This is a genomic window from Cobetia amphilecti (genome assembly GCF_020217465.1).
Classification (GTDB): Bacteria; Pseudomonadota; Gammaproteobacteria; order Pseudomonadales; family Halomonadaceae; genus Cobetia; species Cobetia amphilecti.
Genome location: NZ_CP084115.1, coordinates 3,862,758 through 3,875,475, shown reverse-complemented (window position 1 = coordinate 3,875,475; position 12,718 = coordinate 3,862,758). Strand labels below are relative to the sequence as shown.

Sequence of the window (12,718 nt, the reverse complement as noted above, 5' to 3'; positions counted from 1 at the left end):
GCCTTTCCCTCGCGGGAAGGGTCGCAAGAACAACAGACACTCTTTCAAGATCTCACGCCATCCCGCTGACGGGGTGAGCCGCCAGGAGCAATGACGATGAAACTCTATTACGACAAGGATTGTGACCTCTCCCTCATCCAGGGCAAGAAAGTGGTCATCCTCGGTTACGGTTCCCAGGGCCACGCCCACGCGAACAACCTGAAGGAATCCGGCGTCGACGTCACCGTAGCCCTGCGTCGCTCTTCCTCCAGCTGGGCCAAGGCCGAAGCGGCTGGTCTGAAGGTTGCTGAAGTCGAGGAAGCGGTCAAGGCTGCCGACCTGGTCATGATCCTGGCGCCGGACGAGAACCAGAAGGCCATCTATGAGAACCAGGTGGAACCGAACCTGAAGCAGGGCGCGACCCTGGCCTTCGCTCACGGCTTCAACGTCCACTACAACCAGGTCGTTCCGCGTGCTGACCTCGACGTCATCATGATCGCGCCGAAGGCACCGGGTCACACCGTGCGTTCCGAGTTCGTGAAGGGCGGCGGTATCCCGGACCTGATCGCCATCCACCAGGATGCGACTGGCCAGGCCAAGGACATCGCACTGTCCTACGCGGCAGGCGTCGGCGGCGGCCGTACCGGCATCATCGAGACCACCTTCAAGGACGAGACCGAAACCGATCTGTTTGGTGAGCAGGCTGTCCTGTGTGGTGGTGCGGTCGAGCTGGTCAAGATGGGCTTCGAGACCCTGACCGAAGCGGGCTACGCACCGGAAATGGCCTACTTCGAGTGTCTGCACGAGCTCAAGCTGATCGTCGACCTGATGTACGAAGGCGGCATCGCCAACATGAACTACTCCATCTCCAACAATGCGGAGTATGGCGAGTACGTGACCGGCACCGAAGTCATCAACGAGCAGTCCCGTGTCGCCATGCGCAATGCACTCAAGCGCATCCAGAGCGGTGAATACGCCAAGATGTTCATCCAGGAAGGCAGCACCAACTACCCGTCCATGACGGCCCGTCGTCGCCAGAACGCCGAGCATCCGATCGAGCAGACTGGTGAGAAGCTGCGCGGCATGATGCCGTGGATCACTGCCAACCAGCTGGTCGACAAGTCACGCAACTGATCCTGGCTATTGGATCCAGCGTGAAATGAGCGGGGCGCTCTCCATCAGGAGGGCGCCCCGCTTGCGTTGTTGCTCTATAAGCGCTATCGAATGGGAGAGGGAAGTGACAGTCGACGGTGAGGCCGCTAGGGTGTCACCACTATTCGCGCTCACTGGCAGGTGTAGAATGTGGTTACCCTGCCACGACGAGGCATGATGCAAGGAATCCCATGACAGACGAAAATCGACATCCCGGCGCAGACGAAGCCCCCGAAGCACAGACACGCCGCAGCAGTTCAGTGCTGGACAAGGTAGTGGAGGAGTTCACCGACGACAGCGAAGTCGTGGAAGAAGCCATCGAGGACGGCAAGCCCGTTCGTCGGCGTGGCATCTATCTGCTGCCCAACCTGTTCACCACCTCCGCGCTGTTCTCCGGCTTCTTCGCTGTGGTGTGTGCGCTGAACGGGGAGTTTGCCAACGCCTCCATCGCCATCTTCGTCTCGATGGTGCTCGACGGCCTGGACGGTCGTGTGGCGCGCCTGACCAACACCCAGAGCGCCTTCGGTGCCGAGTACGACAGCCTCGCGGACATGCTGTCCTTCGGCGTGGCGCCGGCGCTGGTCACCTTCAGCTGGATTCTGCAGGATGTCGGCAAGATCGGCTGGATCGCCGCCTTCGTCTACGTGGCAGGCGCTGCGCTGCGTCTGGCGCGCTTCAACGTCCAGATCGGCTCCACCGACAAGAAGTGGTTCATCGGTCTGCCGAGTCCGGCAGCGGCGGCACTCGTGGCCGGCTGCGTATGGACCATGCACAACTTCGACGCCGAGACCTTCGCCTTCAAGTCACTGATGGTCTTCGTGGTCGCGGCTGCCGGTATCCTGATGGTGTCGAACATCCGCTATTACAGCTTCAAGGAAATCGACCTCAAGGGGCCGGTGCCCTTCGTGGCGCTGCTCGCCATCGTGCTGGCCTTCGTGGTCATCTCGCTGGAGCCGTCCGTGATGCTGCTGGGCCTATTCGGTTGCTATGTCGCCAGTGGCCCGATCATGGCGCTGGGGCGCAAGCTGCGTGGCAACAAGTAAGCGTCAGCTGCCAGCAGTGTGATGATCGATATTCGGCCCCACCATTCCTGGCGGGGCCGAATGCGTTGCTGGCCAAGGGAAGATGTCAGCAAGCAACGGCGCGACGAGGACAAGGAGAACAGAGAAGCAGAATGAGGAGAGAAGAGAAAGGCAGAGCAGAGATGTCACCCGTATGTCCCGAGAATGACAATCTCTTGAAAAAGCCCTTGCCCTCACGGCGGTTCGTGCGTAAAGTACGCATCCGCTGCCGGGGACGCATGGCGTTACCAGCGGTGAAAGAGGTTTGCAGGTAATTGTTTTGCTTGATGTTTTAGAAGTCCGCTTCGAAATCATCGATTGACAATCCCGGGCGATTCGCTAGAATACGCCGCACTCCTTACGGAACAGGTGATCGAGCAACGCTCCTCACCGCTTGATGATGCTTAGAGGCAGTCGACTGACTCATCATCAAGTGCTTGACTTCTCAAGCGTTTCGGGTAGAATATGCCTCCTCGCTTAACAGCGACGCTCTTTAAAAATTTGATCAGGTAATTCGTGTGAGCGCTTGCCGATGAGTGGTGACAAGGTCACCAAATATCGGAGCAAGCCTCTCACGAGAAGTTTGACTCTGAACCAAGTTTGGTCTGCTTAACAGACTATCAAGCTTTCAACTGAAGAGTTTGATCATGGCTCAGATTGAACGCTGGCGGCAGGCTTAACACATGCAAGTCGAGCGGAAACGATCCTAGCTTGCTAGGAGGCGTCGAGCGGCGGACGGGTGAGTAATGCATGGGAATCTGCCCGATAGTGGGGGACAACCTGGGGAAACTCAGGCTAATACCGCATACGTCCTACGGGAGAAAGCAGGGGATCTTCGGACCTTGCGCTATCGGATGAGCCCATGTCGGATTAGCTTGTTGGTGAGGTAATGGCTCACCAAGGCGACGATCCGTAGCTGGTCTGAGAGGATGATCAGCCACACTGGGACTGAGACACGGCCCAGACTCCTACGGGAGGCAGCAGTGGGGAATATTGGACAATGGGCGAAAGCCTGATCCAGCCATGCCGCGTGTGTGAAGAAGGCCTTCGGGTTGTAAAGCACTTTCAGCGAGGAAGAACGCCTTGGGATTAATACTCCCGAGGAAAGACATCACTCGCAGAAGAAGCACCGGCTAACTCCGTGCCAGCAGCCGCGGTAATACGGAGGGTGCAAGCGTTAATCGGAATTACTGGGCGTAAAGCGCGCGTAGGTGGCTAAGTCAGCCAGGTGTGAAAGCCCCGGGCTCAACCTGGGAACGGCATCTGGAACTGCTTGGCTAGAGTGCAGGAGAGGAAGGTAGAATTCCCGGTGTAGCGGTGAAATGCGTAGAGATCGGGAGGAATACCAGTGGCGAAGGCGGCCTTCTGGACTGACACTGACACTGAGGTGCGAAAGCGTGGGTAGCAAACAGGATTAGATACCCTGGTAGTCCACGCCGTAAACGATGTCAACTAGCCGTTGGGTCCCTTGAGGACTTAGTGGCGCAGCTAACGCAATAAGTTGACCGCCTGGGGAGTACGGCCGCAAGGTTAAAACTCAAATGAATTGACGGGGGCCCGCACAAGCGGTGGAGCATGTGGTTTAATTCGATGCAACGCGAAGAACCTTACCTACCCTTGACATCCAGAGGACTTTCCAGAGATGGATTGGTGCCTTCGGGAACTCTGAGACAGGTGCTGCATGGCTGTCGTCAGCTCGTGTTGTGAAATGTTGGGTTAAGTCCCGTAACGAGCGCAACCCCTATCCTTATTTGCCAGCGAGTAATGTCGGGAACTCTAAGGAGACTGCCGGTGACAAACCGGAGGAAGGTGGGGACGACGTCAAGTCATCATGGCCCTTACGGGTAGGGCTACACACGTGCTACAATGGCAAGTACAAAGGGTTGCAATACTGCGAAGTGGAGCCAATCCCATAAAGCTTGCCTCAGTCCGGATTGGAGTCTGCAACTCGACTCCATGAAGTCGGAATCGCTAGTAATCGTGGATCAGAATGCCACGGTGAATACGTTCCCGGGCCTTGTACACACCGCCCGTCACACCATGGGAGTGGACTGCACCAGAAGTGGTTAGCCTAACCTTCGGGAGGGCGATCACCACGGTGTGGTTCATGACTGGGGTGAAGTCGTAACAAGGTAGCCCTAGGGGAACCTGGGGCTGGATCACCTCCTTATCGACACTGTCTACTGCTCGCGGCAAGTGCTCACAACGAATTACCTGATCTTATTGCTGGCTTAGCCGGCAGTGGCAAGCGTGCTCATCACAGAGCGCGCTTCTCACTGTTCTCTGAACAGCCGCTCTTTAACAATGTGAATCATGCTGACGATAGATGTGTGCGCCAAGCGCATGTCTATCAAAACGATATGTCGGAGAGGTCCGACAGATTCGTAATCCTTGACAGACCCCTTGGGGTTATATGGTCAAGCGATTAAGCGCATACGGTGGATGCCTTGGCAGCCAGAGGCGATGAAGGACGTGATAGCCTGCGATAAGCGTTGGCGAGGTGGCAAATACCCTGCGACCCAACGATTTCCGAATGGGGAAACCCACTCACCATCAGGTGAGTATCTATAGGCCAATACATAACCTATAGAGGCAAACCCGGGGAACTGAAACATCTAAGTACCCGGAGGAAAAGAAATCAACCGAGATTCCCCAAGTAGCGGCGAGCGAACGGGGACCAGCCCTTAAGCGTGACAACTGACAGACGAACAAGCTGGGAAGCTTGACGATACAGGGTGATAGTCCCGTAGTCGAAGTCTGAGTCACGTGAAATCGAGTAGGTCGGGGCACGAGAAACCTTGACTGAACATGGGGGGACCATCCTCCAAGGCTAAATACTCCTGGCTGACCGATAGTGAACCAGTACCGTGAGGGAAAGGCGAAAAGAACCCCGGCGAGGGGAGTGAAATAGATCCTGAAACCGTATGCGTACAAGCAGTGGGAGCACCTTCGTGGTGTGACCGCGTACCTTTTGTATAATGGGTCAGCGACTTATATTCTGTGGCGAGCTTAACCGTATAGGGGAGGCGTAGGGAAACCGAGTCTTAACTGGGCGACCAGTCGCAGGGTATAGACCCGAAACCGGGCGATCTATCCATGGCCAGGGTGAAGATTGAGTAACATCAATTGGAGGCCCGAACCCAAGTATGTTGAAAAATGCTGGGATGAGCTGTGGATCGGAGTGAAAGGCTAATCAAGCCCGGAGATAGCTGGTTCTCCTCGAAAGCTATTTAGGTAGCGCCTCACGTATCACCGCTGGGGGTAGAGCACTGTTTCGGCTAGGGGGTCATCCCGACTTACCAACCCGAGGCAAACTCCGAATACCAGTGAGTGCAGCGTGGGAGACACACAGCGGGTGCTAACGTCCGTTGTGAAAAGGGAAACAACCCAGACCGTCAGCTAAGGTCCCAAAATCCTGATTAAGTGGGAAACGATGTGGGAAGGCTCAGACAGCTAGGAGGTTGGCTTAGAAGCAGCCATCCTTTAAAGAAAGCGTAATAGCTCACTAGTCGAGTCGGCCTGCGCGGAAGATATAACGGGGCTAAATCAGGTACCGAAGCTACGGGTTCATCCTCTGGATGAGCGGTAGAGGAGCGTCGTGTAAGCCAATGAAGGTGGATTGAGAAGTCTGCTGGAGGTATCACGAGTGCGAATGCTGACATGAGTAACGATAAGGGGAGTGAAAAACTCCCCCGCCGGAAGACCAAGGTTTTCTGTTCTACGTTAATCGGAGCAGAGTGAGTCGGCCCCTAAGGCGAGGCGGAAACGCGTAGTCGATGGGAAACGGGTTAATATTCCCGTACCGGATGTGGTTGCGATGGGGGGACGAAGAAGGCTAGGTGAGCCAGGCGTTGGTTGTCCTGGTGAAAGCATGTAGGCCGAGGAATCAGGCAAATCCGGTTCCTCTGAGGTCGAGATGCGAGACGAACTGACCACGGTCAGGAAGTCATCGATGCCACGCTTCCAGGAAAAGCCTCTAAGCTTCAGATCACATGCGACCGTACCCCAAACCGACACAGGTGGTCAGGTAGAGAATACCAAGGCGCTTGAGAGAACTCGGGTGAAGGAACTAGGCAAAATGGCACCGTAACTTCGGGAGAAGGTGCACCGGTTCGAGTGAAGGACTTGCTCCGTAAGCTCCTACCGGTCGAAGATACCAGGTGGCTGCAACTGTTTATTAAAAACACAGCACTCTGCAAACGCGCAAGCGGACGTATAGGGTGTGACGCCTGCCCGGTGCCGGAAGGTTAATTGATGGGGTTAGCTCACGCGAAGCTCTTGATCGAAGCCCCGGTAAACGGCGGCCGTAACTATAACGGTCCTAAGGTAGCGAAATTCCTTGTCGGGTAAGTTCCGACCTGCACGAATGGCGTAATGATGGCCACGCTGTCTCCACCCGAGACTCAGTGAAATTGAAATCGCAGTGAAGATGCTGTGTACCCGCGGCTAGACGGAAAGACCCCGTGAACCTTTACTATAGCTTTACACTGGATGCTGATGTTGTCTGTGTAGGATAGCTGGGAGGCTTTGAAACCACGTCGCCAGATGCGGTGGAGCCAACCTTGAAATACCAGCCTGACATCATTGGCGTTCTAACTCAGGTCCGTTATCCGGATCGAGGACAGTGTATGGTGGGTAGTTTGACTGGGGCGGTCTCCTCCTAAAGAGTAACGGAGGAGCACGAAGGTACCCTCAGCACGGTTGGAAATCGTGCATTGAGTGCAAGAGCATAAGGGTGCTTGACTGCGAGACAGACACGTCGAGCAGGTACGAAAGTAGGTTCTAGTGATCCGGTGGTTCTGTATGGAAGGGCCATCGCTCAACGGATAAAAGGTACTCCGGGGATAACAGGCTGATACCGCCCAAGAGTTCACATCGACGGCGGTGTTTGGCACCTCGATGTCGGCTCATCACATCCTGGGGCTGAAGTCGGTCCCAAGGGTATGGCTGTTCGCCATTTAAAGTGGTACGCGAGCTGGGTTTAGAACGTCGTGAGACAGTTCGGTCCCTATCTGCCGTGGGCGTCGGAAGTTTGAGAAGAGCTGCTCCTAGTACGAGAGGACCGGAGTGGACGAACCTCTGGTGTTCGGGTTGTCATGCCAATGGCATTGCCCGGTAGCTACGTTCGGACGGGATAACCGCTGAAAGCATCTAAGCGGGAAGCCCCCTTCAAGATGAGACTTCCCTGAGGCCTTGCGCCTCCTGAAGGGCCCTTGAAGACTACAAGGTTGATAGGCTGGGTGTGGAAGCACAGCAATGTGTTGAGCTAACCAGTACTAATTGCCCGTGAGGCTTGACCATATAACACCCAAGGGGTTTGCTTAGGCAAACCGCCGGGATTGCGAAAGGATCGAGACATATCGGTCAGCATGATTCATATTGCGAGTCGCGAGGCCAAAAGCCTTGAGACTCAGGCATCGCAAGATGCCACCGTTTCGCCTGACGACCATAGCGAGCGTGAACCACCCGATCCCATGCCGAACTCGGAAGTGAAACCGCTTAGCGCCGATGGTAGTGTGGAGTTTCTCCATGTGAGAGTAGGTCATCGTCAGGCACTTATACCGAACCGCCCCTGCAGCCTTGCTGCAGGGGCGGTTCTCTTTGTGCGCGGAAAAAATTGACGCGTAAAAAGCCCGCGGATGGCCAGCTCATGGGAGGCCTGTACCAAGGGCGGTCATGAAAAGCTCGTCAGGCACTTGTCCCGAACCGCCCCTGTCGCCTTGCTGCAGGGGCGGTGCTGTCTGTGGCAGTGCATAGGGGGGCAAGGTTCCCTGCTGAGGAAGGGGAGCGCGCAGAGATCCGCCTGTGGACAACCGGAATCTGGGAGTGGCGCCTGAATTATCCACAAGGGCTTGTCGAGCATGAGGTGTTTCCTGGGGTAGGCAAGCCTTGCTGAAACCTTGGGTACAGCCGGCTGATGGTGGGGGCTGATCAGGCGTCGCGGGTTCTGCACCTCAGTGTTGCTCATGTTTTTTATGATCAGGCTGAACTAAAGCTCAGTCGGCGACTCTGAGTATGTGAGTTTCGACGTTCCCTTGCTTAGAAACTTGTCTGTGCTATCCCATCAGCAGACTTTTTGCGATCTGGCGCTCCTGCCTTGCAGTCGAGCAGCCTATCCGCCGGTCACTTCCCCAGTGGCCGGTTTTTTTATGCCTGTCATTCGGGCGATGTCTTTGTGGTCTTCGGCAAGCAGTTGCAAAGCCCTGGTAGGTCATCTGCAGCGAGACGCAAAAAAGCGGCCGGATGAGTGATCATCCGGCCGCTTTGGCGTCTGATGTGGCCCTCACGGAGTGAAGGTCACATCAGTGAGCGAGGAACGTCTTAGCTGTTCTGCTCGATACCCTGGATGTGCCAGTCGGCGCCATCACGCAGCTCACGGACCAGGTGCCAGGTCTCGTTGAACTCGTTCTGCTCGCCATTTTCATCCAGCACGCCGTGGAACAGGACCGTCGCTTCCGCCTGCTTGCCAATCTCCTGCACGCTGCCCAGTTCAGCAAACAGACGCACGATCTCGGTACGGTTGTTGGCCGGTTGCTGAGCGCGCTCTTCACGCAGCAGATTGTAGAGCTCTGGCGTGACGTACTCCTGAATGCGCGGCAGGTCGTTGTTGTCCCAGGCGCGCTGCAGCGTCATGAAGTGTTCCTTGGCGCCACCGAGGAACTGCTCCTTGTCGAACCAGGCCGGTTCGCTGGTCGGGGCACCGCCCGTCAGGCCTGCCCCGATACCACCGGCCGGCGCCAGCGACTCGCCTTGCGCCTGATGCGCTTCACGCGCCTGCACATTGCGCGGCTGGTCATCGTGGCGTGTAGAGGAACCACCACCACTACCTGCCGGCCCGCCGCTCGCCATGGCGGCCTTCTTGCGCGCGCTGAGGAACTTGAAGGCGATGAAGGCGATCACCGCGATGATCAGGAAGTCTGTCATGCGCAGACCATCGAAGGCGCCGCCGAAGAACAGCGATGCCAACAGGCCGCCTGCCAGCAGGCCTGCCAGAGGTCCGGCAAACTTGGACAGGCCGCTGGAGGGTTTGGACTTCGCTGCGGTGCTGCTGTTGGTGGCCTTGTTGCTGCCAAACAGTGAGCTGGAGGATTTTCCGCTGTCAGCGGATCGTGAGTAGCTACCGAAACTCTTGCCGCCGCCGAGGCGCTTGGCCTCTGCGTGTTCGACGCTCAGACCGAAGCCGAGCAAGCCGACCATCAGCATGATGAACAGATGGCGCATGTGGGATCTCCTTGGATGCGCTAGCGTGTAAGTGGAAGCTCCATTCTAGCCTTAGAATCGTCGTGGGAGGACCAATGGACGACGAAAAGTCTCAACACCTGATGGCGAGGCGATCATTGTTGTTGCTGATCGATTTCCAGGCTCGCCTGATGCCGGTTCTGAGTGGCGGAACCGAGGCCATCAACAGTGCCATCTGGCTGGGCGGAATCGCCCAGGCGCTGGAAATTCCCGTCTGGCTGACCGAACACTGCCCCGACAAGTTGGGCGCAAGTGCTCCGATGACGCATCTACTGAGCGAGCGCACCCGCTGCTTTACCAAGCGCAGTTTCAGCGCGCTGGATGCGCAGGACTTTCGCAAGGCATTGGAGCAGAGTGGCTGTGACCAGTTGGTGGTATGTGGTGCCGAGGCGCACGTCTGTGTGATGCAGACCGTGCTGTCCCTGTGTGGCGCAGGCTATCGCGTGGCGCTGGTCGCCGATGGGGTCGCCAGTCGCCGCCCGCGGGAGGCGGCGCTGGGAGTGGCCCGCTGCGAGGCCGCGGGCGCCAGTATCGTCAGTGCCGAGATGGTGGCGTATGAATGGCTTGGGTGTGCGGATCACGCCCTGTTCGGCGATATTCATCGCCGTTACCTCAAACCACGCGCCGCAGAACACCTGACTTTCCCGGGGCTGGGCGGATGAGGCGTCAAGTGACCCGGCGGTCACGTATCAGGTGCGTGCCGCGTCGGCCTCACTGCGCGTGAAGACCAGCGTATCGCCTTCAGAGGCGGCATTGGAGAAGCGATAACCGGCCACGTCGAAGTCCTTGAGGTCTTCGGCTGTCTCGATGTCGTGCTTGAGCATCCAGGCGCTCATCAGGCCGCGTGCACGCTTGGCGTAGAAGCTGATGATCTTGGACTGGCCATTTTTCTCGTCCTTGAAGACCGGCGTCACGATACGGTGGCGGAACGCCTTGGCATCGATGGCCTTGAAGTATTCATTGGAGGCCAGGTTGACCAGTATCGGCGTTCCGCTGTCTTCGACGGCCTGCTCCAGTGCCGGTGTCAGCGTCTTGCGCCAGTAGGCGTAGAGGTCCTTGCCGGCCGGGTTGCTCAGACGCGTGCCCATCTCGAGACGGTACGGCTGGATGAGGTCCAGCGGGCGCAGTAGCCCATAGAGGCCGGAGAGAATGCGCAGCTTGTGTTGTGCGCGCTCAAAATCTTCCTCGCTGAACAAATCCGCCGCCATGCCCTGATAGACATCCCCCTGGAAGGCCAGCACCGCCTGTTTGGCATTATCCGGCGTGAAGGGCGGCTGCCATTCCTGGAAGCGAGCGGCATTGAGGCCGGCCAGCTTGTCGGAGAGCTTCATCAGGCTTGCGATGTCCTGCGGCGACTGCTCGCGCAGGATGTCGATCAGCGGTTGAGCCTGCTCGAGAAAATCGGGTTGGCTATGACGGGAGGTCACGGGGGCGCTGTCGAAATCCAGCGATTTGGCGGGCGAAATCACACTCAGCATGTAGACCTCCTGGCAGGGAAAGGTCTCAGTATATCAGGCAGACAAGATGGCCCCGAGTCCGCCAGGACTATCGGGGCCATAGATTGCACTGCGTGACGCCAGAGGCATCAATAGCGGCGGATCAGGAAGACCCCCGCGAACAGCAGCAACACGCCTGCCACGCGCCCCAGCGAAAGATCATGCTGCGGGAAGGTTGCCCAGCCGAAGTGGTCCAGCACCACCGAGGCCGTAAGCTGCCCCGCCAGGAAGGTGGCCATCATGGTGGCAGCACCCAGCTTGGGCACCAGTATCACGCTGGCCGCGACGAAGAAGGCGCCCAGCAGACCGCCGGTCCAGCTCCACCAGGGGGCCGCTTTCAGAGCGCCGACGCCCGGCATGGGCAGGCGCATGGCCAGCACGATGACGACCAGCGCGATCGAGCCGACCACGAAGCTGACCATGGCAGCCATGAGCGAACTGTGGGTCTGCAGGGCCAGCGTGGAATTGACGCCAGCTTGAATCGGCATCATGGCACCGGCGGCGACAGCCATGAGGATCATGCTCAATTCAGCGGGATTCATGTGGGGTCCTTGGTCACGAGCAGGCCGGTCATGATGACCGGCCTGTCGGGGTTGTGTATCCGCTACGGGTCAGAGGCGATTCAGGGGCACGGGTTGGGCGCGGTGTTGTGGATCATCTCGATCTCGGCCAGCACTTCCTCACTCAGCTCCACCTCGAGGCTTTTGATGTTGCTTTCCAGCTGGGTCATCGTCGTGGCACCGATGATGTTGCTGGTCAGGAACGGGCGAGTGTTGACGAAGGCGAGAGCCATCTGGGCCGGGTTCAGGCCGTGACGACGCGCGATGTCCACGTAGCAGGCGATGACGTGCTGAGCCGGCTCGGCGTTGTAGCGCTGGAAGCGCTCGAACAGCGTCAGGCGAGCGCCTTCCGGACGGGCGCCGTCCAGATACTTGCCGGACAGGGTGCCGAAGGCCAGCGGCGAGTAGGCCAGCAGGCCGACATCTTCGCGGTGCGCGAACTCGGCCAGGCCCACTTCGAAGCTGCGGTTGACCAGGTTGTACGGGTTCTGGACGCTGGCCACGCGCGGCAGGTTCAGGCGCTCGGCCAGGTTCAGGCACTGCATCACGCCCCACGGCGTCTCGTTGGACAGACCCACGGCGCGAATCTTGCCGGCGGTGACCAGCTCGCCGAGTGCCGACAGGCTTTCTTCCAGCGGCGTCATGTCTTCGTCTTCGGTCGGCTGGTAGCCCAGCTTGCCGAAGAAGTTGGTCTTGCGGTCCGGCCAATGCAGCTGATAGAGGTCGATGTAATCGGTGCCCAGGCGACGCAGGTTGTCGTCACAGGCGGCGATGATCTGCTCACGCGTCAGGCGCGAACCACCGCGCAGGTAATCCATGCCCGGGCCGGTGACCTTGGTGGCGATCTTGACCTGATCACGATTGCCGCGTGCCGCCAGCCAGCTGCCGATGTATTCCTCGGTACGGCCCTGGGTCTCGCCATTCGGGGGCACCGGGTACATCTCGGCGGTGTCGATGAAGTCGATGCCAGCGTCAAGCGCACGGTCCAGCTGCTGGTGGGCATCGGCTTCGCTGTTCTGCTCGCCGAAGGTCATGGTGCCAAGGCATAGCAGACTGACGTCGATGCCAGTACGGCCAAGAGCTCTACGTTGCATGCAGGATTCCCCTATCGGGTAGGTGTCAATGTAGCGGGCAGGACGAGTGCTTCCAGCACGCGCGTGGCGCGCGGTTCGCGCGCGTACTTTACCCCAAGGATGGCGCACATATTAGCAGCGTAACAAAAACCCACAAG

The 12,718-nt window shown here is 58.2% G+C and carries 7 protein-coding genes and 3 rRNA genes; 6 read left to right on the top strand and 4 right to left on the bottom strand.

What is annotated here, in order from left to right:
• The first annotated feature begins 96 nt into the window (after positions 1–96).
• The 5 genes from ilvC to rrf all read left to right on the top strand — a co-directional run bounded on the left by ilvC (position 97) and on the right by rrf (position 7,746).
• Positions 97–1,113: a ketol-acid reductoisomerase gene (ilvC, locus tag LCW13_RS16145; RefSeq protein WP_225347380.1), complete on the top strand. Its 1,017-nt coding sequence runs from the start codon at positions 97–99 to the stop codon at positions 1,111–1,113.
• 209 nt (positions 1,114–1,322) lie between these two features.
• On the top strand, positions 1,323–2,174 hold the full coding sequence (pssA, locus tag LCW13_RS16140; RefSeq protein ID WP_054556944.1) for a CDP-diacylglycerol--serine O-phosphatidyltransferase: 852 nt from the start codon (positions 1,323–1,325) through the stop codon (positions 2,172–2,174).
• 647 nt (positions 2,175–2,821) lie between these two features.
• Positions 2,822–4,362, top strand: a 16S ribosomal RNA gene (locus LCW13_RS16135).
• A gap of 245 nt (positions 4,363–4,607) precedes the next feature.
• Positions 4,608–7,493: ribosomal RNA gene (locus LCW13_RS16130) — 23S ribosomal RNA — on the top strand.
• 137 nt (positions 7,494–7,630) lie between these two features.
• A 5S ribosomal RNA gene (gene rrf / locus LCW13_RS16125) occupies positions 7,631–7,746 on the top strand.
• The 16S, 23S and 5S rRNA genes sit together here, the layout of an rRNA operon.
• A 767-nt stretch (positions 7,747–8,513) precedes the next feature.
• Here rrf and LCW13_RS16120 read toward each other — a convergent pair.
• Positions 8,514–9,413 carry a Tim44 domain-containing protein gene (locus LCW13_RS16120; RefSeq protein ID WP_225347379.1) on the bottom strand — a complete coding sequence of 300 codons (900 nt, stop codon included), beginning with the start codon at positions 9,411–9,413 and terminating at the stop codon, positions 8,514–8,516.
• Between the two features lie 74 nt (positions 9,414–9,487).
• Here LCW13_RS16120 and LCW13_RS16115 point away from each other — a divergent pair, with 74 nt between their 5' ends.
• Entirely contained in the window at positions 9,488–10,093 is a 606-nt protein-coding gene (locus LCW13_RS16115; RefSeq protein ID WP_225347378.1) for an isochorismatase family protein, read from the top strand.
• 27 nt (positions 10,094–10,120) lie between these two features.
• On the opposite strand, the gene yaaA is transcribed toward LCW13_RS16115, so the two are convergent.
• The 3 genes from yaaA to LCW13_RS16100 form a co-directional block, all read right to left on the bottom strand.
• The gene (yaaA, locus tag LCW13_RS16110) at positions 10,121–10,909 is read right to left on the bottom strand and encodes a peroxide stress protein YaaA (protein ID WP_225347377.1); all 789 of its coding nucleotides are present in this window, start codon (positions 10,907–10,909) and stop codon (positions 10,121–10,123) included.
• A 107-nt stretch (positions 10,910–11,016) separates the two neighbouring features.
• Entirely contained in the window at positions 11,017–11,469 is a 453-nt protein-coding gene (locus LCW13_RS16105) for a DMT family transporter (RefSeq protein WP_043336565.1), read from the bottom strand.
• An 80-nt stretch (positions 11,470–11,549) separates the two neighbouring features.
• A complete protein-coding gene (locus tag LCW13_RS16100; RefSeq protein ID WP_043336563.1) occupies positions 11,550–12,581 on the bottom strand; it encodes an NADP(H)-dependent aldo-keto reductase in 1,032 nt (343 codons plus the stop codon).
• Positions 12,582–12,718 lie beyond the last annotated feature (137 nt).